12 protein-coding genes and 2 pseudogenes are annotated in these 22,089 nt (G+C 57.8%); 5 read left to right on the forward strand and 9 right to left on the reverse strand.

Annotated features, from left to right (window positions below; translation table 11 throughout):
• Window positions 1–120: 120 nt before the first annotated feature.
• From AACY36_RS25490 to AACY36_RS25505, 4 genes and pseudogenes are all read right to left on the reverse strand, one after another.
• Window positions 121–873 (reverse strand): annotated as a pseudogene (locus tag AACY36_RS25490) (SIR2 family NAD-dependent protein deacylase); the annotation flags it as partial.
• Window positions 874–958: 85 nt separating this feature from the next.
• Complete coding sequence (fabF, locus tag AACY36_RS25495) at window positions 959–2,257, reverse strand: beta-ketoacyl-ACP synthase II (protein ID WP_339420249.1); 1,299 nt, start codon at window positions 2,255–2,257, stop codon at window positions 959–961.
• A 10-nt stretch (window positions 2,258–2,267) separates the two neighbouring features.
• Window positions 2,268–5,378, reverse strand: coding sequence for an efflux RND transporter permease subunit (locus tag AACY36_RS25500; RefSeq protein WP_339497699.1), 3,111 nt, complete (start codon window positions 5,376–5,378; stop codon window positions 2,268–2,270).
• Window positions 5,375–6,484 (reverse strand): efflux RND transporter periplasmic adaptor subunit, encoded by a 1,110-nt coding sequence (locus AACY36_RS25505; protein ID WP_339420245.1) that lies wholly within the window; start codon window positions 6,482–6,484, stop codon window positions 5,375–5,377. The genes AACY36_RS25500 and AACY36_RS25505 overlap by 4 nt, the downstream gene beginning before the upstream one ends.
• A 207-nt stretch (window positions 6,485–6,691) precedes the next feature.
• Here AACY36_RS25505 and AACY36_RS25510 point away from each other — a divergent pair, with 207 nt between their 5' ends.
• A complete protein-coding gene (locus AACY36_RS25510; protein ID WP_339420243.1) occupies window positions 6,692–8,152 on the forward strand; it encodes an efflux transporter outer membrane subunit in 1,461 nt (486 codons plus the stop codon).
• Window positions 8,153–8,242: 90 nt separating this feature from the next.
• Window positions 8,243–9,028, forward strand: a complete 786-nt coding sequence (locus AACY36_RS25515; RefSeq protein WP_339420241.1) for an SDR family NAD(P)-dependent oxidoreductase — start codon at window positions 8,243–8,245, stop codon at window positions 9,026–9,028.
• Between the two features lie 99 nt (window positions 9,029–9,127).
• Here AACY36_RS25515 and AACY36_RS25520 read toward each other — a convergent pair whose 3' ends face one another.
• The 3 genes from AACY36_RS25520 to AACY36_RS25530 form a co-directional block, all read right to left on the reverse strand.
• Window positions 9,128–10,387, reverse strand: coding sequence for an OmpP1/FadL family transporter (locus AACY36_RS25520; protein ID WP_339428457.1), 1,260 nt, complete (start codon window positions 10,385–10,387; stop codon window positions 9,128–9,130).
• Window positions 10,388–10,717: 330 nt separating this feature from the next.
• On the reverse strand, window positions 10,718–11,338 hold the full coding sequence (locus AACY36_RS25525; RefSeq protein WP_339420237.1) for a TetR/AcrR family transcriptional regulator: 621 nt from the start codon (window positions 11,336–11,338) through the stop codon (window positions 10,718–10,720).
• Between the two features lie 294 nt (window positions 11,339–11,632).
• Window positions 11,633–12,244 (reverse strand): dTMP kinase, encoded by a 612-nt coding sequence (locus AACY36_RS25530; protein ID WP_339420235.1) that lies wholly within the window; start codon window positions 12,242–12,244, stop codon window positions 11,633–11,635.
• 192 nt (window positions 12,245–12,436) lie between these two features.
• On the opposite strand from AACY36_RS25530, the gene AACY36_RS25535 reads away from it, so the two are divergent.
• The 3 genes and pseudogenes from AACY36_RS25535 to AACY36_RS25545 all read left to right on the forward strand — a co-directional run.
• Window positions 12,437–13,639, forward strand: a complete 1,203-nt coding sequence (locus AACY36_RS25535; protein ID WP_339428456.1) for a M48 family metalloprotease — start codon at window positions 12,437–12,439, stop codon at window positions 13,637–13,639.
• A complete protein-coding gene (locus AACY36_RS25540; RefSeq protein ID WP_339497700.1) occupies window positions 13,627–19,125 on the forward strand; it encodes a WGR domain-containing protein in 5,499 nt (1,832 codons plus the stop codon). Before AACY36_RS25535 ends, AACY36_RS25540 begins: the two co-directional genes overlap by 13 nt.
• Before the next feature lie 3 nt (window positions 19,126–19,128).
• A pseudogene (locus AACY36_RS25545) lies at window positions 19,129–19,314 on the forward strand (CrcB family protein); the annotation flags it as partial.
• Window positions 19,315–19,520: 206 nt separating this feature from the next.
• On the opposite strand, the gene AACY36_RS25550 reads toward AACY36_RS25545, so the two are convergent.
• Complete coding sequence (locus tag AACY36_RS25550; protein WP_339497702.1) at window positions 19,521–21,746, reverse strand: putative bifunctional diguanylate cyclase/phosphodiesterase; 2,226 nt, start codon at window positions 21,744–21,746, stop codon at window positions 19,521–19,523.
• On the reverse strand, window positions 21,743–22,030 hold the full coding sequence (locus AACY36_RS25555; RefSeq protein ID WP_339420229.1) for a hypothetical protein: 288 nt from the start codon (window positions 22,028–22,030) through the stop codon (window positions 21,743–21,745). Before AACY36_RS25555 ends, AACY36_RS25550 begins: the two co-directional genes overlap by 4 nt.
• Between the last annotated feature and the right edge of the window lie 59 nt (window positions 22,031–22,089).

Consider the following 22,089-nt stretch of genomic DNA (forward strand, 5'->3'; position numbering starts at 1 on the left):
TTAATTCACTACCATCGACCTCTTTTATCGAAGCAGAGAGGTCGTCGTGGAGCGGTTATCCATGCGTAAGATTCGAGAAGTGCTACGTCTTAAATTCGAGGTCGGCCTATCTGCCCGCCAGGTCGCTTTCGTCAGCAGTGCCGGCAATAGTTCCGTCGCTGATCCTAGCAACATCAACTCGCAAGGGTCACCCAAACACACATCTTCCAGATTGACATGGATGACGGTTGCACCTGCTGCCAAAGCTATCTCGGGAATATCCGCGGCAGGCCTGACTATTCCCGAGGTACCGACGGATATCAAAACGTCACAATCTCTTATTTTATCTATAGCTGTTTTCCAGACTCCATTTGGAAGATCTTCCCCAAACCAAACTACTCCAGGGCGGAGACGACCATTGCAGCGAAGACAACGAGGAGGCTCGATCAGCTCACCTTCGAAAGAGATCGCCGCTTGTTGGTTGGTTAACTCTGCTGGACGCTTGCATGCGAAGCAGATCGGGCAGGCTAGGCTTCCATGGAGATGTACTACGTCTCGAGACCCGGCACGCTCATGCAATTCGTCAATATTCTGAGTTACCACAGAGACATCTCGATCGGAACTGGCCAAACGGGCAACCATCTCATGGGCTGCATTCGGCTTCGCTTGAATGGCTTGCTGGCGGCGCCAAAGGTACCACCCCCAAACCAAAGCGGGGTTTTTCCTAAAAGCGTTTGCAGTTTCAAGGGGCCGGGGATCGTGTCTTGCTCACAGTCCTGTGAGCTTATCTCTGAACGTGGGAATACCGCTCTCTGCTGAGATACCAGCACCCGTGAAAAACACGACTTTTCGAGCAACATCAAGGGCCTGAGAAGCCTTCTCCATATGGCACATCTGTGGAGCTTTTGTCTTCATATTCGCGACTAATCGCCAGTTTAACCCGCCGCCAATCGCCGGCCGGCGCACGCGTAAACTTGCCTCACACTTCAGACTCAGGCGCCCAGCGACGGAACATCACGCTCGCGTTAACGCCGCCAAAGCCGAACCCGTTTGAGAGTGCGTGCGTGATCGCCATCTCCCGGGACTTGAGGCTTACCAGGTCAAGCCCGGCAGCCGCCTCATCGGCATGATTCAGGTTGAGCGTGGGCGGCACGACCTGGTCACGAAGCGCCAATACGGTAAAGATCGCCTCGATGCCTCCGGCCGCCCCCAGAAGATGCCCGGTGGCAGACTTGGTCGAGCTGATTGCCACGCCAGAGCCGCTCCCGAACACCGAGCGAATAGCGGCCAACTCGCCCTTGTCACCGACCTGGGTGGAGGTCGCATGTGCGTTGATGTGCTGAACATCCAGAGGGCTGACAGCAGCCTGACGCAGTGCCTGCTCCATAGCGCGCCGTGCGCCGCTGCCGTCCTCGGGACCTGCGGTCAGGTGATAGGCATCCGCACTGGTGCCATAACCCACCAGCTCGGCCAGTGGCGTGGCGCCACGCGCGAGGGCATGCTCCAGTGACTCGATCACTAACAACCCCGCGCCTTCGGACATCACGAAGCCATCGCGATCCCGATCAAAAGGCCGTGAAGCCTGCTGCGGGTGCTCGGCAAAACCGGTGGATAGCGCACGGGTCGCTGCAAAACACCCCAGGGTCACACGGTCGATCGCCGCTTCGGTACCGCCGCACAGGGCGATATCTGCCTCACCATTTCTGATGATTCTGGCGGCATCGCCGATGGCCTGTACGCCGGCGGCACAGGCCGTTACCGGGGCGCCGAGCGGCCCTTTGAAACCGTGCCGGATGGAAACGTGCCCAGCCGCCATGTTGGCGAGAAAAGACGGCGCAGTGAATGGCGACAATCTGCGCGGGCCACGTGTGTCGGTGGTCCGCACAGCATCGGCAATCACACCAAACCCGCCCACGCCAGATGCAATGATCGTCGCGGTCCTCTGCTGGTCTTCGCTTTCCGTCGGGTGCCAGCCTGCCTGCTCAAGCGCCTCATGCGCCGCCACAAGGGCAAACTCGATGAAGCGATCCATCTTCTTGCGGTCCTTGGCCGAAATGATGCGTTCCGGGTCATACCCCGCGATAGCGTCTTCCGCCAGTGACGGGACCTGACCACCGACTGCAACCCCCGTCCCCTCGGTCACCTCGCCCGGTAACTGGCGGATGCCCGAACGCCCAGCCAACAAGCGCTTCCAGACTTCCTCAACGCCGCACCCCAGAGGCCCGACCATGCCGACGCCCGTGACGACGATTCGCTTTTGACCGTTGAGATTATTCATTGAGCCCTCTTCATTTATCAGTCGAAAGTGCTTGGGTGGGTTTCGCCGTATGCGTGCTGCTTTCAGACTCAGGACGGATCTTGAACCAGATGGAATACATCGCGGGCAGTAAGACCAGCGTCACAATGGTTCCGACAAACGTGCCTCCGATCAAGGTGTAGGCCAGCGTCCCCCAGAAGACCGAATGGGTCAGCGGGATGAACGCCAGGATTGCCGCCATCGCTGTCAGCAAGACCGGGCGGGCCCGTTGTACCGTGGCTTCGACCACCGCATGGAAAGGGTCCAGCCCTTCTTGTTCGTTGTGGTGGATTTGCCCGATCAGAATCAGCGTATTACGCATCAGGATGCCCGAGAGCGCGATCAGCCCGACCAGCGCGTTGATACCAAAGGGTTGTTGAAACAGTAACAAGGTCGGCACCACACCCATCAACCCCAGCGGTGAGGTGAGAAACACCATGATCATCGCGGAGATTGAGCGGACCTGCAAAATGATGACCAGCAGCGTCATGGCGATCATGATCGGGAACAGCGGCAACATCGCCGTACCGGCCTTGCCCGACTCCTCGATTGCACCCGCTTGCTCGATCCGATAGCCGTCCGGCAGTTTGTCGATGATCGGCTGGAGTTCCTTCACAATCACACTCGACACATCCGGCGGCTGCAGATCCTCGGCAATGTCACCGCGTACGGTGATGGTCGGCGTACGGTCACGACGGCGCAGGATCGGATCCTCCATGCGTACGTCGACTTGCCCGACCTGCGACAATGGAATCCGCTGACCCGCCGTGCCGACCAGGGTAAAGCCTTCGATTTTGGCGGGATCAAGACGGATATCACCTGCCGCGCGCCCGACCACCTGCACCGAACGAATGTCCTCGCGCACCGCCGTGATCGGTACGCCCGCCAGCAGGAACTGCAGTTGCTGTGCCACCGCGCTTGACGTCAAACCCACGGCCTGCAAACGATCCTGATCCAGCGTGAAATGCAAGGTCGGCGTCAGCGGGCCCCAGTCGGTGTTGACGGTTCTCATCATCGGACTGGCCTGCAACACGTCCTGCACCTGGCCGGCGATTTCGCGAAGTTTCACCGGGTCAGGCCCCATCACTCGATACGCAACCGGAAATGGCGAGTACGGACCAAACACCAGTTGCGTGACCCTGACCCGCGCTTCTGGCGCAAGGCCTTCGGCAGCCGCCTCGCGCAGACGCAACTTGAGGGTTTCACGGGCCTCCTGGCTGTCCGTCAGCACCACGATTTTCGCGAATGACGGATCCGGCAGTTCCGGTGCCATCGCCAGATAAAAGCGCGGCGCACCTTGCCCGATGTAGGCCGTGACGATTTTTGCCTCCGCCTGCTGTTGCAGCCAGGCCTCTATCTTGGCGGTGGTGGCGCTGGTCTGCTCGATGGAGGTTCCATAGGGCATTTGCACTTCAACCAGCACCTCAGGACGGTCCGAGGTCGGGAAAAACTGCTTCTTGACCAGGCCCATGCCGAGGATCGACATCACAAACAAAACGATGACGGTACCGGCCACCAGCCATTTGCGCGCAATGACCTGCGTCAACAGCCGGCGGAAGCGGTTGTAGTGACGGGTGTTATAGATGGCTGCGTGGCCACCTTCGACTGTCTTGATGTTCGGTAGCATCTTCACGCCCAGGTACGGGGTGAAGACGACGGCCACCACCCAGGAGGCAATGAGCGCGATGCCGACAATCCAGAACATGTTGCTGGTGTACTCGCCGGCGGTCGATTGCGCGAAGCCATTGGGCATAAAGCCGATCGCCGTCACCAGGGTACCGGACAGCATCGGCGCCGCCGTATGACTCCAGGCGTATGCGGACGCCTTGATGCGGTCGTAGCCCTCTTCCATTTTCACCACCATCATTTCGATAGCAATGATGGCGTCGTCCACCAGCAGGCCGAGCGCCAGGATCAACGAGCCGAGGGTAATCCGGTCAAAATTCTTCCCCGTAGCCTCCATCACCACAAACACCACGGCCAGCGTCAACGGCACAGCGGCCGCCACCACAACGCCGACACGCCAGCCCATGCTGAGAAAGCACACCAGCATCACCACGAGCAGTGCGACGAAGAACTTGACCATGAACTCGCCGACGGCGGAATCGATATTCACCGCTTGATCGGTGACTTTGGTGAGCGCCATGCCCAGCGGCATACCCTGGTTGATCTTGACCGTCTCCGCATCCAGCGCCTTGCCGAGGTCCAGCCCGTTCCAGCCCTCGCGCATTACGATGCCCAGCAGCAACGCATCTTCACCGTTGTTACGTACGAGAAAGGTTTTGGGATCTTCGTAACCACGTTCGATCGTCGCCACATCAGAGAGCTTGAGCGTGCGTCCCTGGAGCGTAATAGGCGTGTCCCGGATCTTCTGCAGCTTATCGAAGGCGCCATCCAGGCGCAGGAAGACTTCGGGGCCTTGGGTTTCAATGGAACCTGCGGGCGTGAGCACATTCTGATTGTTCAGCGCGGCAAAAATGTCCTGAGGCGATACGCCCAGGGTGGCCAGGCGATCATGGGAAAACGAGATAAAGATACGTTCGGGCTGCTCCCCGATAATATTGACCTTCTTCACACCCGGCACATGCAGCAGGCGCTGGCGCAACGACTCGGCATCGCGCACCAACAGGCGCTGTGGCTCGCCTTTGGCCTTCAGGGCAAACAGGGCGAATGTCACGTCCGAGAATTCGTCGTTGACCATCGGCCCGATGACACCGGCCGGGAGTTTGATCGCCTCGTCATCGAGCTTTTTACGCGCCTGATAGAACTCCTCCTGCACCTGCGACGGCGGCGTGCTATCGAGCAATGACAGCATCGTGAACGCCAGGCCTGGGCGGGTATAGGTTTCCGAGCGGTCGTACCACTTCAGTTCCTGCAGGCGTTTTTCAAGCGGTTCCGCGACCTGATCCTGCATCTCCTGGGCAGTTGCCCCCGGCCACGCGGTGATGACCGTCAACTGCTTGACCGTAAAGGGAGGATCCTCCGCGCGCCCCAGCTGGAAGAACGACAGGATGCCCGCGACGGCAATCAGGAAGATCAAGAACACTGTGATCGAGCGCTCGCGTACGGCGAGCGCCGAAAGGTTGAAGCGACCCTCGCTCATGGATGAGTCCCCGCAACCTTGACGTCACCCTGTTGAGCCAGCCGCACCTCTTCGCCATCCCGCAGCAGGTGTGCGCCCAAAGCTACAACAGGCTCGCCTTCCTTGAGATCGCCTGCGACGCGCGCTGAATCGTCGCTTAAACCCAGGACCTGCACAGGCCGCCAACTCACTTTCGCCGGTGTACCGGCGATGACCCACACACCCGTCCCCTTGCCAGGGTCATAAACCGCCGCGATGGGTACTTGCAACACCGGCCCCTGCGCCGCGCCTTCGGCAATCCTGACCGTGACAGTCGAACCAAGTGGTGCATTCGCCAGTGCGCCTTCCAGCACATACCGCGCCTCGAAGGTGCGAGTCATACGGTCCGCCGAGTCCGACAGCAGCCTGAGCCTTGCGGTAACAGCACCGGTGGTGTTGCCATAAAGTGTCGCTTGCGCGGAAGACCCGGCTGCCGGGCGCACGGTCTCGGGCAGGTGCACGATCGCTTCGCGCTGCCCTGCCCTCGCGAGCCGAACCACTGGCTGCCCCGGACTGACGACTTGCCCAGGCTCAGCGAGCGTCTCCACCACGACGCCGTCGGTATCCGCCACCAGCACCGCATAACCCAAAGCATTGCGCGCCACGTCAGCCTGCGCCTGCGCGGCGCCCAGTTGCGCCCTCGCGGTATCCGCCGCCGCTTTAATCTGGTCATAGGCCGATGCAGAGACCGCGCCTGCTGCGACCAGATCACGGTAGCGCGCTTCGTCATCCGCAGTCTGCTTGGCTCGGGCCCGAGCAGCTGTGACCGACTCTTGCTGTGCCCGCGCCTGTAAACCCAAGTCAATCGGGTCGAGGCGCATGAGCGGCTGGCCACGCTTGACGGTCTGGCCGGTGTCAACCAGACGCTCAAGGATCTTGCCTGACACCCGAAAGCCCAAATCGCCCTGAGTACGGGCAGCGACCACCCCAGTGAAAGAACGCGAGATATCGGAGGAACCCTGAACCGCTGCCGACCTCACCAGAGGGGCTTGCGTGCGCGGATCTTGAGCGGTGGATGAGTCACCACACGCCGTCAGGACGAGAGGCAACAAGCAAGCGGCAATAGGGACAGGTCGAAGCCGGCGCATAGATTCCCTTGATTCAATAATAGGATGGAAATCATATTTTTAGACTTGTGACTATAATTGTCAACGGTCACAATCATGGTGCACCAACTTGAAAGCGGTAAAAATGCTTGTTATCGGCCACTCTTCCCGTGGCTCGATAGTGTCAATTGACAGGCTGTGACCATTAAGTAATATGGTCACAATCAACATTCGATTCAAGGAATCTCAATGCCCTCCCTTCACCCCCTCGCTCTTTTGGTGAGCGCCAGCCTGATAGCAGGTTGCACGGTCGGTCCGGACTATCAGCGTCCTGACGCGCCGCTTTCCGGTGGATATATGGGCCAGGCGGCTGTTGAACAGCGGCCTGGTACGCCGCAGGCGAGTCTTGTCGCGTGGTGGGAAGGCTTCGGTGATCCACAGTTGGCCGACTTCGTCTCTAAAGCCCTTGCGCAGAACCTGGACCTGGCACAAGCGGCGGCGCGAGTCACACAAGCGCGCGCAGGACTGGGCGCCGTCAATGCCGCTTTACTTCCCTCGGGAAATATCAGTGGTCAGGCTGCGCGGTCCTATCAGTCAATCGAGACGCCACTCGGCCAAGTGCTGAATTCAACCCCTGGCTTTGATCGCTACGGAAGTTCCTACGAGCTCAACCTTGATGCGAGCTGGGAGGTGGATGTATTTGGCGGTCTGCGACGCGGACGCGAGGCCGCACTGGCCGAGTACCGGGCCTCCGAGGCTGGCGTTGCCGCCACACGCCTGGCCATCGCTGCGCAGACGGCTGATATCTACATCACGATCCGTGGATTTCAGGCCCGGCTGGACATCGCAAACCGACAAGTCAAAACACAGGAGCAATTGCTGGAAAAAGTCCAACTGCTCTATGGCAAAGGCCTCGCCGCCAGCTATGAGGTTCGCCAAACGGAGGGCGCGCTGTCGCAAGTCCAGGCGACAGTGCCGGCCCTGCAAACCGGCCTGGATGCCGCCATGAACGCGCTCGATGTGATCCTCGGCACACCTCCAGGCACGCATCGAACGCAATTGGCGAGTCAGGGCACGATTCCTCTGGCACCACAACTGAGCGACACTGGAACACCCGCCGATATGCTGCGCCGCCGGCCAGATCTGATTGTGGCTGAGCGCCGCCTCGCGGCCTCCAACGCACGCATCGGTGAGGCCAACGCCGAGTACTACCCGAAGTTTTCACTTAGCGCATTGCTCGGCAGTGCCACGGCCGTATCCGGCGGCAACCTGTTTACCGGCGGTGCCAGCCAGTCGGCAGGCGTCTTGGGCTTGCGCTGGAGACTCTTCGACTTCGGTCGCATAAACGCACAGATTGACCAGGCGAAGGGGCAGGAAGCCGAAGCCCTGGCTGCTTACCGCCAGTCTGTACTACACGCCACGGAGGATGTCGAAAACGCCTTCTCCGCCCTGGTAAATCGGGAAGTTCAGGCAACCACCCTCGCCACAGGGGAGGACGCTCTGACACAGGCACGCCAATCGTCGTTCACCGCCTATGAAAAGGGCACCGCCAGCCTGATCGATGTTCTGCACGCCGACGAGACCCTGTTGCGGGCTTCCGATGCACGCGCACAAGCGCGAACAGAATCGGCTCGGGCGGCGGTCGCAGCATTCAGAGCGCTCGGCGGTGGATGGCAAGCGCCTGAACCTCGGCCTGTGGCGACTCGATAGCCAGCCAAGCCTGCTCTGCCGGCCCCTGGGAATAGCACAAAACGGCGAGTTGCCGAACAACACAACAGCAAGACGCCGGAGAACATTACTATGCAGTCGAACAATAATTCCTGGGTACTCATTACCGGCGCATCAAGCGGATTCGGCAGAGAGTTTGCGCGACAATATGCTGCAGAAGGAAGAGCATTGATCCTGGTTGCGCGCAGGCTGAATGAGCTTGAAGCGCTCGCTGATGAGTTGCGCGCACGTTACGCCGTCGATGTGTTGGTGCAACAGGCGGACCTTTCATCCATTAATGTAATTATCGATTTGCATCGATCCCTGCATGACCGCAACATTGTCGTCGACATACTGATCAACAACGCAGGCTATGGCCTACAGGGCGCATTCCTGGACGAGCCTCTGGAAAGCTCCTTGGCTATGATCGACTTGGATGTCGCCAGCCTGACCGCCATGACTCGTCTCTTTGCTGAAGATATGCGAGCACGGCGCAAAGGGCATGTCTTGATGGTTGCAAGTCTGCTGTCTTACCAAGGCGTTAAAAACTTTGCCGTTTACTCCGCCGCCAAAGCTTATGTGCTGAGATTCTCCGATGCGCTTCATCGTGAACTCAAAGGTGACGGTGTCGTCGTCACTGCGCTGTGTCCAGGCATGTCTGACACCGGCTTTGCATCAAACGCCAAGCAAAAGATCACACCCCTCTTGCGCAGGGTGATGATGCAACCCCAGCCCGTGGTACAAGCAGGAATCCGCGCACTGCAAGCGGGACGAATGAGCGTTGTGCCGGGTTTCGGCAACAAGGCCATCAGCGTCCTGACCTGGGCCACGCCTCGTCGCTTTCATCAGGGGCTGATGGAGCACGTAATGGGCGTCTGAGCGCGTGAAAAAATAGCCTTTCCCAACGGTAAGCGTTGGGAATGTTCTAAACGGCCGGAAGTAATGCGCGACTCCCGGCCGGTGTGTGGAAGCAGCCAATCAGAACCGATAACTGACAGAGGCTCCAAGACCGCTCGCGCTGTTTTTATACTTGGAACTGTATGCGCCCCTGGTCGCAGAGACGTGGTTGATCTGAACACTCTCTTCCCACAGATAAGAGTAGGCGACATCAATCGTGACATTGTCTACCGGGGTCCAGCCTGCGCCGACGCTGAACACTTTCCGGTCGCCCGTAGGAATGCGCGGCCCTCGATCGGTGTTATTGGTGGGCGACTGATCGACCGAGAAGCCGGAACGAAGCACCCAGTGATCATTTAACTTGTACGCCGCGCCGATCGCGTGAGCCCACGTATCATGCCAGTTCTGTTCTTCGGTGACGGAACCTAGCTGAGCATTCAACAAAGGAGGCAACCCTTTGGTCTCGCTGGTCAATTCCTTGAAGCGACTCCACCGCGTCCAGGTACTCCCAGCGTATAGGGTCCAGTCATCATCCAGTTGATGAGTCAACGACATGTCCACGGACTCTGGAGTATCCACCGCCAGCGAAGCGTCATAGCTGCGACCACTCACCCCCAGCACGCTAAAGAGACCGCCAGTGACCTTGGTCTTGGCATCCAGGCGGTAGCTGACCTTGGAATGGTAAGTCATCCCCAGGCGGGTTCGGTCTGTAGCCTGCACCAAAATACCCACGTTGAAACCCAGAGCCGTGTCATCCCCAGTGCTTTTGAGTTTGCCGTCATTGCGGCCGGGGCTCAGCGGATTGGGCACCATCCCGGACAGCTCGCCGCTGATGCGGTTGATGGTAGGACCAAACCCGATCGATACTTTATCGTTAAAGGCATAGCTGACCGTGGGCTGAAACGTAAGGGTCGTGACTTCACTTTTGTTGGCATAGTAACGGCCAGCAAAATCGCTGCCGTAATCGGTCATCAGACCAAACGGCACATAGAACCCCACACCGAATGCCCAATGCTCATCAATAGGCTTGACGTAGTACCCCATCGGTACCGTGGTCACTGGCACCATGTCGCCGTCTTCCTGACCGCCGAATGTACTGCGCGTCTGGCTTATATCCGACTTCGCGAAAAGCGTCGCGCCGCCCACGCTGACCTGCTCGTTTTTCAAGCGAGCCATACCCGCCGGATTACCGAAGACGGTGCTCGCGTCTTCAGCCGAAGAAGAGCGACCGGCAAACCCGGAGCCCATCCCGCTGATGCTTTGTTCGTTTAGCGCAAAACCGCTCGCTAGCACATTAGAAGAAGCAAGCACGACAGCCAGTCCAAGTGGACGCTTGAGCATTTTTTTTTCATTATTAGAACTCTTCTTGATTACCGGAAAGAACCGGTTAGCAGTAGTTTTGTTATGGCTTTCAGTTCGTTTGCATCATGTAAAAGGGCCACCGTCTGTCACGCCCAAAGGACCCGGCGACCGTCACGGAAGTAATAGAGCGGCGCTGAATCATGACAATTCCTCCGAAGCTGAGGCGTCATATTTAGCTATGTGACCATTTATGTCAATGGTCACAAATCAGACAGAAAGAGTTACCACGCAGCACGATGCCGTGGCAGAACCTGGAAAGATATTTTTTAGACCCTCACATGAAAGCTGCGCAGGATACGCAGCCTGGAATCACGGCATGAGGCTGCGCAATATTAAGTTTGAGGTTAGCGTGGGTGCTGTCTCAACGAAGTCGAGATTGTATTGCAGCAGCAAAGGGTTGACGAAAGGCCGCAACGCAAAATGGATGGAATCTACCGTCTCGTCCAATGGAGTTTTGCGTTCAAATTCACCGCTTTCCCGGCCGTCACGCACAATCTGCAATACGAAACGTTTAATCTTTGCGTCGTAATTTTGTGTACTCGGCCAGCTTTCTGACGCCGCAAGAGCGGCAATGTCATAGAGTTTTCGATCGTTAAAGAACAGGCTTGCACCTGTGGAGATCAAGGTCCTGACCAAGCGTCGAAATCGCTCCGTCGACGAAATATCATCGACACTGATGGCATGTTCAACCGCCGCAACGATTTCCACCAGGCAATTTGAGCAGATGGCTTCGCCGATCGCCTGTTTGGAATCGAAGAATTTGTAGATGTAAGCCTTGGAAAATCCGATAGCATTGGCCAGGTCGGAAACCGTGGTTTTGCTGTAACCGTACTGGCTGAAATGCTCGTTGGCCGCCGCGACAATCTGATCTCGAATGTCATGATCGGCTGGGCCACGAACGCCGGGTGAGGAGACTGATGACTGGTTCATGCTCGTAGCTTACGCATCCCCATCAAGGTTGACAACTTGTGACCACTTTGCAATATAGTCACAATGCACTTGCACCACTCAGCGCAGCAACTCGTGTGATTCATCCCTCTTTACGGCCTTAACCGGCCGTTTTTTTCTGGCAAATATATGGATTAAGTCCAAGGGCGATACGAACTGACTAGGCGGAGGATCAACTGCACACCAATTTGACACGGGACCTAATGATAACTGTCGCTTCAACGTCTTTGAGATAAGGCGCATCAATGGGGTGTTCGCCAAGCTCGAATGGGCTGTTCACCCAGCTACTTTTTGGATCTCAGCCACCACATGCTTCACTGCGTCTTCGATCGCACCTTCATTACGGCACATCACCCAGCCATGATCCGCAACCGCCTGCTCGAACATCTCTGTGCATGTAACATGCTCTGCATACTTCTGGATCACTGTACCGCCCAATCCTCGCGACCGTGCAGTTGCCCTTGCCCACGAAATATCCGGCGCGGTGACAACGCCGACATGCACATCCGGTACTCGCACGTCTCGCTCCTGGTTCAACTGGAGAATCTCTGCAAACGAGACGGTGTGTCGAAAAGCAGCATCGGACGGATACCAGCGATCAATCAGGATAATGCTGTCCAACGGCTGCTGAGTCAGCACGTTCCGGGATATCCAGCTGCGACTGTCGGCAAAGCGCTCGCACACAGCCCATTCCAGATCCCGTGAGGGATTTCTGGCAAGTTCATTAACCAGGGCCATGGTTTCCCTTCTGTAGGGATCGCTTTTTCTCTCGCAAAGTCGGATGACTTTCTTGTTGTCCGCCCTCAGTGTTGCCGTTACGGCCTCCAACAGCGTGGTTTTGCCGGTGCCTTTGGGTCCATCCAGAGAAACAAAAAACGGAATATTCATTTGTCACACAGTTATCAGGACAAAGATGACCACTCTAACTGCATTTTCATGCTGCCCACGCACCCATGCACTTTCACAAGTAATTTTCCCACCCCCTAGGTATGCTCCGCGTCTATTGCCGATCACTGATACCGGGATGCCAGCCCAAGTCTGCAGTCTATGGAGCCGTATCCTCTCAAGGACGTTTGAAAAATGAGCACCCCCGCGCTGGACATCAGCAGCCTGACCCCCTTGCCTTACCATCAGCGTGTGGTCGATTACCTGAAAGCCCATGAAGCTGTCGTGTGGGAATGGGCCTCGTCTCTGGGTGTTCAGCAGGAACATGCCCAGGATGTACGCGCGCAGTTGCTAAGAGACACGTATCGCCTGAGCCCAGAGACCCATCCGCAGGCCTATCAGGCGTGTGAGACGGCGCTGCAATGCTTGCAGATCCAGGCGCCCGCGACCCTTTATCAAGCCGGCGATGGCACGATGAATGCCAGCCTGTATTACCTGGCCGGTGAAGTGCACGTGGTGTTCTACGGGCCGGTTCTTGAGCGACTGGACGCTCAGGAGTTACTGGCGCTGCTGGGGCATGAGCTGGCCCATTACCGCTTATGGTCTGAGCACGGTGGCGACTATCTCACCGCCGAGCGGATTCTCAATCACGCCATGGCCGATATGAATACGCCTCCCAGCCTGGAACAGACCGCACGTTTATATAGCCTGCACACTGAAATCTACGCCGACCGAGGCGCGGCCCTGGTGGCTAGCGGACCGACAGCGTCGATTACCTCGCTGGTCAAGATTCACACCGGGATTGTCAGCGTCGATGCCGCCAGTTATCTGAAGCAGGCTCAGGAACTGGATGGTAATGAGGCACAGGTCTCCCAAGGCGTTTCGCACCCGGAGACGTTTCTGCGCTCCCAGGCGGTGGACAACTGGTGGCGGCAGGTGCCGGATACCGACAATTGGCTATATGGCCGGTTGCGTGGGCCGTTGTCGCTCAATCGCTTGGATGTAACCGGCCAAGTCGAGCTGACCGCCCTCACCCGCAGGTTTATCGCCGGCTTCATCGGCACCTCTGTGCTGCAATCGGAGGTGGTGCTCAATCAGGTGCGTGGTTTCTTTCCCGACTGGAAAGACAATGAAGCGACGCTGGACCTGGGCACGCTAAATGCCGAGCTTGTCGACGCGAGCATCCACGAATACCTGCACTTCATCATGCTCGACCTGAGCCTGGTGGACCGCGACCTGCGAGATGAGGCCTTGTTGCACGCGGCGCGCACCGCGAAGAAACTCGGCAGTGCCGACGACTTTATCCGCGTGCTCAAGCGCGATATCAAATTACCCAAACGTGAGCTCGACCCGATCGTTCGCGCGCTCAAAGCGGAGGTCGACACATGGACCCGATAACCCAACCCATCAACTTCACTCAATTGCTGCAGACCCACGATGGCGTCGCCGTCCCCATTGACGATGTGCTGTTCCTGGCGCTGCCGCTACTGCGTCAGGTCGCGCACTTGCATGAACTGGGACGTGTCGCCCAGCTCAGTTATCTCGATGTGCTGCAAGGGCCGGAACGCACACTGCAACTGCGCAATCCCGAGGGCGTTACGCCACGGCTGGCGTTGGAAGCGATCAAGCAGGTGCAACCTAATCCCGAGTCGGCGCTGAATGTCGTCGGCAAGGTCCGCCTGATCCGGGATTCGGAAAGTGGTGTGGCCGTGACCGACCTGCAAGTCCAGGAAGACCCGCATGAGACGATTGATCACCCGGTTTTCCTCACTGACCTGCACAGTTGGGAGCATCGCCTCGGGCACCACGACGAAATCACCGATATTTTCCAGCTCGGCCAATTGCTGGCCTGCCTGGCGTGCGGGTTGGATTTCGCCGATATCAACGACCTCAAGGCCTTTGCCCGTCACCGCCGTAACCTGTTTCAGCTCAACGGTCGGCTCAACCCGGTGCTGGCCAATCTGATCGTCGAAATGACGGAGCTGAACCGCCATGAGCGCTCCAGGGATGTCAGTTCGCTGATTCGACGCCTGGAATCCTGGCGCGAACAGCCGGCCAGCCTGGATGTCGAGCGTGTGTTGGCCCAGGCCAAAGGCCCGGCTTCACGGCGCACCGTGGTGCTGGAGCATCTGCGCAACCGGTTGTTTGACCTTTCACGACGCAACCGCCTGTTGTACTTCAGACCGACACAAGCCAACGTCAACTTGACCGTAGCCAGCGTCCCCTTGGTGATGCGTGTTGAAAGTATCCGGCCCGAAGCCTTGTGCACCTGGCAGCCCACCTTCGGTGGCTTCTCCGAGCAGGTGTTGAGCGGCAAATCGGTTGGCCTGCAACAATGGTTGCGGTTTGAAGACCAAACCTGGTTGCAGGCGTCGCTCGAACGCATCATCCAGGAAACCCGCCGCGACCGCGCAGAGTTCGGTTTCAGCAACCTGCGCCTGGTCGTAGCCTTCATGCGCTGGCACAACCTCAAGGACACGCCGCAAGAGCGCATCGTCACTCCCCTGCTCTGGCTACCGGTGGAACTGAGTCGCAAAAAGGGCGTGCGCGACCAGTTCATGTTGCAGTGCGATGAGACCGAAGCGGAGTTCAACCCGGTACTGCGTCATCAATTGCGTCAGCTCTACAATATCCAGTTGCCGGAAACCGTTGACCTGCAAAAGACCTCCCTGGAAGCCATCCACGCCGATATTGCGCGCCAGATCAAACTGACCGAGCCCGGCGTCGAGTTGCGCCTGCAAAGCAAGCCGCAAATCGAGCTGATCCACCAGAAGGCCGTGCAGCATCTGCAGCACTTCCAGCGCCGTCGTGCCCGCCAGCGCTTGTCGACGCCTTTGGTGAAAGCGGATTTCAGCTACGACCGCGAAGATTTCCGTCCGCTGGGCCTGCAATTGTTCCAGCAGAAGGTCCTGCCCAGCGAGTTGCCGCTGCGCCTGGCCGTAGGCGCCAAACCCGTGCTGCGCAATCAACATCCTCAGATGGTTGCCAGCAGCGCCGAAAACAGCACCTTCGCCATGCCCGAGAACCAGGGGCATCGCTACGCCTGGGACATCGACCTCACCCAGGTAACCCTGGCCAACTTCAACTATCGCAAGATGTCGCTGGTGCGTGACTACGCACAGCTGATCGACGAGCCGGCGCAAAATGAAGCGTTTGACCGGATGTTCTCGATCGAGCCTCGAGACGTCGAAGTACAGTCCTCGGACCCGATCCCGCTGCCCGACCAGTGGAACGTGGTGGCCGGTGACGCGACGCAGAACGCCGCCGTCAGTCTGGCCAGGACCGGTCGTCACTTCATCATTCAAGGGCCTCCGGGCACCGGCAAGTCACAGACCATCACCAACCTGATCGCCGACTATGCCGCGCGGGGCCTGCGGGTGTTGTTTGTGTGTGAAAAGCGCGCGGCGTTGGACGTGGTGTTCCATCGCCTGCAACAGAGTGAACTGGGCGAATTGTGCTGCCTGATTCACGACTCCCAGACGGACAAGAAAGCCTTCGTGGGCAACCTGCGCGAGTGTTATGAGCGCTGGATTGCCGGCGATGCTCAATCGCCGCAGTTGCAAGCACGGCGCGACGCCACACTGGCCACCCTGAGCCAACAACTGGGCCTGATTGAGCGCTTTGAGCAGGCGATGGTCGGGGTGCCGGAGTCCTTGGCCTGCTCGGTGCGTGAGTTGGTCCGTCATGTGATCGAGCTGCCACCCGTTACTGCATCGCTACCGCCCGAAGCCCTGGAGCGCCTTCCCGAATGGCGTCACTGGCAGGCACAACACGAGCTGACCGGCCGGTTGTATCAGGCCATCAAGGAACGCTTCGGCCTCGACAGCTTTGCGCGTCACCCCTTCAGTCGTCTGGCCTCAGGCCTGATCGCCCACGAGCATGCCTACGGCCAGCTCAAGGCGTTTCTGGAGGAAGCCAGTGGGCTGATGGGCAGCGTCGAGTCTTTCCTGGAGTCATCGTCCACCCTGCTGTCCGGTGACACCCACCTGACGGATGCATGCTTGCTGACCCAGGCCGCCGAGCAACTGACCGGGGCCAACCTGGCGGCGCACCTCGACCTGCTGGAGCCTGGTTCAGCGGGTTCCCAAACGCTGCACGCCGAACAGGCCGCCTTGCAGGCACTGATCGTGCAACTGCACAACGCCAGTGAAACCACGCGCCATTGGCGCGAAAAACTTGAGCCTCAAGATACCAAAGCGGCCCTGGAGCAGGTACTGCGCCAGGAAGGTTCACTGCTGCGTTGGTTGCAACCCGCCTGGTGGCGCCTGCGTGGCGAACTTCAACGCCGCTACGACTTCAGTCAGCACGCTATTCGCCCCAGCCTGCGCAGTGTGCTCGACAACCTGGCCGGCGAACACCGCGCCACTGCCGAGCTGCACGTCGAACAGCAACGCCTGCAAAGTCGCTATGGCATCCAGGATATCGACTTGTTCGTGCACAATCTGAACGCCCTGCTACAGCAACTGAGCGCATCACCGTTGTTGCGAAAGTGGGTCGAAGGTCTGCGTGGCAACCCGAGCACCTTGCCCGGTGTACGCCAGGAAGCCAGCCTGCGCCAGCCCATAGCGCGCCTGGACAAGCTGGTTGCCCAGCATTGCGTGTTCGACCCGGCGCCAAGCCTGGCCGAGCTGGCCGAATACCTGCGCGACCTGCGTGAAGAACTCGACGAACTGCCCGACACCCTCCCCCTGCTCAACGAGCTGCACCAGGCCGATCCCGTCTGCCTTGCGGTCGTGCAGCAGTATGCTTTGCCACAGCACGCGCTGGACGGGTTGATTGCCCAGGAAAACCTGACCCGCCTGTACCGCGCCAACCCGCAGTTGGCACGCTTCGATGGCCCGGCCTTGAGCCTGGCCGCGCGTCAGGTCAGCCAGGCTGAAAGTAACCTGCTCAAGAGCAATGCTCACGTGCTCAGCGCTACGCTGCACCAGCGTTTTTTGGAGCATGTAAAGCAATCGGCGATGTCGGTGACACAATTGGACGCGCCGGCCCGCGAGTTCAAGAAAGCCTATGCCAAGGGCCGTCGCGAACTGGAACATGAGCTGGGCAAGACCATGCGCTATCGCTCCATTCGCGAAATGGCCAGTGGCGACAGCGGTCGGGTGATCAACGACCTCAAGCCCATCTGGCTGATGAGCCCGTTGTCGGTGTCCGACACCCTGCCGTTGACCCCAGACCTGTTTGATGTGGTGATTTTTGACGAAGCCAGCCAGATCCCCAGCGAGGAAGCCGTGCCAGCCCTGAGCCGCGCGCAGCAGGTGATTGTGGTGGGTGACGAGATGCAGTTGCCACCGACCAACTTCTTCTCCAGTGCCGGCGACCAGGACGATAACGACCTGATTGCCATGGAGGACGGGGAACAGATCGCAATCAACCTCGATGCCGACAGCCTGCTGAGCCAGGCCGCACGCAACTTGCCGGCGACCCTCCTGGCCTGGCACTACCGCAGCCGGCACGAAGCGTTGATCAGTTTCTCCAACGCAGCGTTCTACGAAGGGCGGCTGATCACCATTCCTGACCGGCGTATCGAGCGCCCTGCCCCAGCCCACGCCGCCCTGGACTCCACCGATGCCCAGGCGGTGATTCAGGGTGCCAACACGCTGCTCGACAGCCCGATCAGCTTTTTGAAGATGAGCGATGGCGTCTACCTCAGCCGCAGCAACCTGGCCGAAGCCCGCTACATCGCCAACCTGGTGCGTGAACTGCTGCAACGCGAGACCGGCCTGAGCCTGGGCATTGTGGCCTTTTCCGAGGCCCAGCAAGGTGCCATCGAGCAAGCCCTGGAAGGCCTGGCCAGCAACGACCCGGCCTTTGCCACACGCCTTGAGCGCGAGTATCTGCGTGAAGATGCCGGGCAGTTCAATGGCCTGTTCGTCAAGAACCTGGAGAACGTCCAGGGTGATGAGCGCGATGTGATCATCCTGAGCATCTGCTACGCGCCGGGACCGAACGGCAAGATGTTGATGAACTTCGGCCCGATCAACCAGCGCGGCGGGGAAAAACGCCTTAACGTGATCTTCAGTCGTGCGCGCAAGCGCATGGCGATTGTCTCCAGCATTGAGTCCGAAGCCATCACCAACACCCACAACGATGGTGCCGCCGCACTGCGTGCGTTCCTGCAGTTCGCCCAGGCCAGTGCCAGCGGGGATGCGCCGCGCTCACAGGGTATCCTCGCCAACCTCAATCCAGGCGCCAAGCAGTCCTTTGCCGTCAGCCTGCCCAAGGACCACCTGCGCAGTGCCCTCGCCGCCGCGTTGCGCAAGCGCGGCCATTCGGTCCAGGAATATGTCGGGCGTTCACAGTTCCGCTGTGACCTGGCGATCAGCGACGCCAGCGGTGAACACTTCAGTCTGGGAGTGCTGCTGGACAGCGACACGTCGGCCGCGGCTGACGTGCGTGAGCGTTACATCTTCCGCCCGACGGTTTTGCGCAGCTTTGGCTGGAAGATCATCGATGTGCTCAGCCATGACTGGTTGCGCGACCCGGAAGACGTGCTCAATAGCATCGAAACACTCCTACGGGGTGAGGAAGCCCCTGCGCTGCCAGAGCCCGAACAGGTAGAGGAAACAGTCGAGATTGAGGCCGAACCACCAATCATCACTGAAGCGACACTCTTGATGCGTGAGTTCACCTTTGGTGAAGGCAACTCCAACAAGTTCTGGCGTATTGGCGTCGCGGAGTCCGAGGTGACGGTGAATTTCGGCCGCATCGGCACCAAGGGCCAGACCCTCATCAAGTCCCTCGACAGCCCTGAACGTGCTTTGCGCGAAGCGGAAAAGCTGATCGCGGAGAAACTGCGCAAAGGGTATCAAGAGCAGGCGGGCTCACTTCTTGATAGCAAGGCCACCGGCCTGTTGAAGGGCTCGGACAAGGAGAATAGATAACGGGGCCTGGCCATCGCCTTCTTGGCCGCATCTCCGACCCTTAGCCCAGAGTGGCGTCTCCTGATCATCACGGGTTTCTGTGGTGGACTTACCACTTTCTCCACATTTTCAGCCGAAACGGTTGCCTTGATTCAGGAAGACAGACTGCGATGGGCGCTCGGCTCTATTTCGTTGCACGTCCTAGGTTAGTTAGCGATGACCGCTGCCGGGCTTCTGTCCTAGCAACTGATTGCGACTCGCTGAAGAGATAGAAATGACAGCTTCTCGATCACCGTTTGATCGCGGTTTATCCTCATGCCCATCGTCTAGAATTGCGACAGTAGTTGCGCAGTGAGTGCACGCTGTCGGGCGACGGTGCAACGGATTATTTATTCCACTAAGAGGTCAGTCTGGCTTCAAAAGCCCTGCTCAGGTAGTTGCGGGTTGTTAATAATTGGGTACGTCAAATTGTCGTCAGTCATTGAGACATAACGCTCAGTGAACTCATGAGCCGTCATAGGACGACCATAGAGGTAGCCTTGGCCCTCTCCGCATAAATAATGCCGCATCAGACTTTCCTGTTCGCGTGTTTCTATGCCTTCCGCAGTGACCTGAAGATTAAAGCCGGCAGCCAGCCTGACAACAGCCTCGATGATGACTTCATCTTTTTTACTACGTTCGACGCCACTGACAAACGAACGGTCAATCTTAAGCCGTGTGACCGGGTAGTCTTTCAGAAGGCTCAAAGAAGCATAGCCTGTGCCAAAATCATCGAACGCAATGCCTACACCCAACGAGCGAAGGTAGCGCAGGGGCTCCATAATTCGCTGTTCGTTTCGCAAAATTATATTTTCTGTAATCTCCAGTTCGAGTGCGCTCGCCGGTAAAGAAAAGTCGTTAAGCGCACTTTCAACCGTTTCAGCAAAGTCGCGCGTCCGAAACTGAGCTGCGAACAAGTTGACGCCGATCCTGAAGCCGTCACAGCCGATATTTCGCCAATGAGCTGCCTGTTCACAGGCTGAGCGCAATATCCACTCGCCCACCGGTACCGCTAGAAGGCCTGCTTCTAGTACAGGTAAAAAAACCGCTGGAGACATGACACCCAGTGTTGGATGGTTCCATCGTATAAGTGCTTCGGCCCCAGTAATCACGCCATCTGCAAGGCGTACCTGGGGCTGGTAGTACAGTTCAAATTCTTTGTTCGCCCATGCCTGACGCATTGATGAGCTGAGCGCTCCTCTCTTTGACGCGGTGTGTCGATGCTCGGAGGTGAACATACGAACAAGGGATCGCCCGTCAGACTTGGCTTGATAGAGCGCCAAATCCGCGTTGCCTAGCATTTGCTCCCCATCGTAATCAGAGCCTGATCTCATCGACACGCCAATACTGGCTCCGATATAAATAGAATTATCTTGAAACTCTATAGGTTCCTCAATAAGTGCGATGAGCGCCAAACCAAGCTCAATCGCTTTGTGCTCATCGGCAATCTCTGCCATGAACACTACAAATTCGTCCCCACCCAGACGGGCCACCATATGACACGTCGGTACGCGTTTGCGAAGACGACTTGAAGTCACCCTGAGGACAAAATCACCAGCCGCGTGGCCTAACGTGTCGTTAACATCCTTGAAGCCATCCAGGTCGATCAGAAGAATTGCCGCTGCTATCTGCGCGTCACACGCCTCCTTAATACGCTGCTTAAGTGTTGATCGATTAGCGAGGCCTGTCAGATGATCGTACTCAGCAGCGTGCTTCAGTAGTTTTTCCGCCGCTACACGTTTTGTGACGTCACGGATGATCGCCCCAACTTGTGCCTCACCGGCTTCAGTCCATTGTGAGAGAGAGAGCTCGATGGGTATTTTATGGCCGTCACGATGCAGGGCCGTCAAGTTGACGGATTTTCCGATGATGCTGGTTGGGCCGCCTGAGACTACCCTCGAAAAACCGGCATGATGCCTGGAGCGCATCTCTTGCGGAATAATGATGTCGAGAGTCTTTCCAACTGCGTCTTCGGATCTATGCCCGAAAATAAGCTCGGCCGAATTATTCCACGAGGTGATTTGATTTTTGCTGTTTGAGCAAATAATGGCATCGGGTGAAGTCGACGTGATATTCATGAACCGAGTGAGGCTATCCTCGTTCTTGAGTTCGAGCCGACGTAACTCCATTTTTTCAATAACGATGACGGCCAAGTCCTTAAGAACACGCTGGTCACGTTCTGAAAATTTCTCTCTTGGCTTATTGTCGATCAGGCATAAGCTACCCAGCATATGCCCCGTGGCCGTTACCAGTGGCGCCCCCGCGTAAAAGCGAATATGGGGAGCTCCGACAACCAGGGCGTTTGATCTAAACCGCTCATCCTGCAATGCATCAAGTATCAAAAAAACGTCACGACCCATGATCGCATAATTACAAAATGAGACGTCACGACCTGTTTCACACGCAGCGAGGCCAACACGTGCTTTGAAGAATTGTCGGTCGCGGTGTACCAAAGAAATCAGGACGATGGGTACATCAAAAATCCGAGATGCCATTTGGACGATCTGATCATATTCGTGCTCAGGTGGCGTATCCATCAGCTCGAAAGCATTCAACATCTGAATGCGCTCTTCATCATTATCACTGACTGGGTAAGTACTCATTTGAGGTTATCGCTAAAAGCTGACCGCACATAGAAAGCGACGCGATTGGTATGGATCGCTGCTACTTCAGCATCGCTGCAAATAAGCCGCAAAAATATGCTCACGTCATGAAAAAAAAAGAAAATTCTGTACATTTCAATACCTGTCCGCAGCGTATCGGCAGCTATTTCGAGCGGCTCATCATCTGTATCGTCAAAAAAACGGATATCTGTAGAAATCTCTTTCAGCGCGCAGGCGTGCGGGATGAGCGCGTATCGGGCCGAGACGCGACGCATCGACTTCATATTCGAACACGATGAGCACCTTGATCCGTTCAAAGTTGCTGAGCATCGAAACAGGCTTC

Origin of the sequence: Pseudomonas sp. EA_15y_Pfl1_P101 (assembly GCF_963970835.1) — a bacterium.
GTDB classification, from domain to species: domain Bacteria; phylum Pseudomonadota; class Gammaproteobacteria; order Pseudomonadales; family Pseudomonadaceae; genus Aquipseudomonas; species Aquipseudomonas tritici.

Coding starts and splice junctions, on each gene's coding strand:
- fabF (WP_339420249.1), bottom strand. CDS start 2,257: ATGAATAATCTCAACGGTCAAAAGCGAATCGTCGTCACGGGCGTCGGC.
- AACY36_RS25530 (WP_339420235.1), bottom strand. CDS start 12,244: ATGAATATTCCGTTTTTTGTTTCTCTGGATGGACCCAAAGGCACCGGC.
- AACY36_RS25515 (WP_339420241.1), top strand. CDS start 8,243: ATGCAGTCGAACAATAATTCCTGGGTACTCATTACCGGCGCATCAAGC.
- AACY36_RS25520 (WP_339428457.1), bottom strand. CDS start 10,387: ATGCTCAAGCGTCCACTTGGACTGGCTGTCGTGCTTGCTTCTTCTAAT.
- AACY36_RS25555 (WP_339420229.1), bottom strand. CDS start 22,030: ATGAAGTCGATGCGTCGCGTCTCGGCCCGATACGCGCTCATCCCGCAC.
- AACY36_RS25500 (WP_339497699.1), bottom strand. CDS start 5,378: ATGAGCGAGGGTCGCTTCAACCTTTCGGCGCTCGCCGTACGCGAGCGC.
- AACY36_RS25510 (WP_339420243.1), top strand. CDS start 6,692: ATGCCCTCCCTTCACCCCCTCGCTCTTTTGGTGAGCGCCAGCCTGATA.
- AACY36_RS25550 (WP_339497702.1), bottom strand. CDS start 21,746: ATGAGTACTTACCCAGTCAGTGATAATGATGAAGAGCGCATTCAGATG.
- AACY36_RS25540 (WP_339497700.1), top strand. CDS start 13,627: ATGGACCCGATAACCCAACCCATCAACTTCACTCAATTGCTGCAGACC.
- AACY36_RS25535 (WP_339428456.1), top strand. CDS start 12,437: ATGAGCACCCCCGCGCTGGACATCAGCAGCCTGACCCCCTTGCCTTAC.
- AACY36_RS25505 (WP_339420245.1), bottom strand. CDS start 6,484: ATGCGCCGGCTTCGACCTGTCCCTATTGCCGCTTGCTTGTTGCCTCTC.
- AACY36_RS25525 (WP_339420237.1), bottom strand. CDS start 11,338: ATGAACCAGTCATCAGTCTCCTCACCCGGCGTTCGTGGCCCAGCCGAT.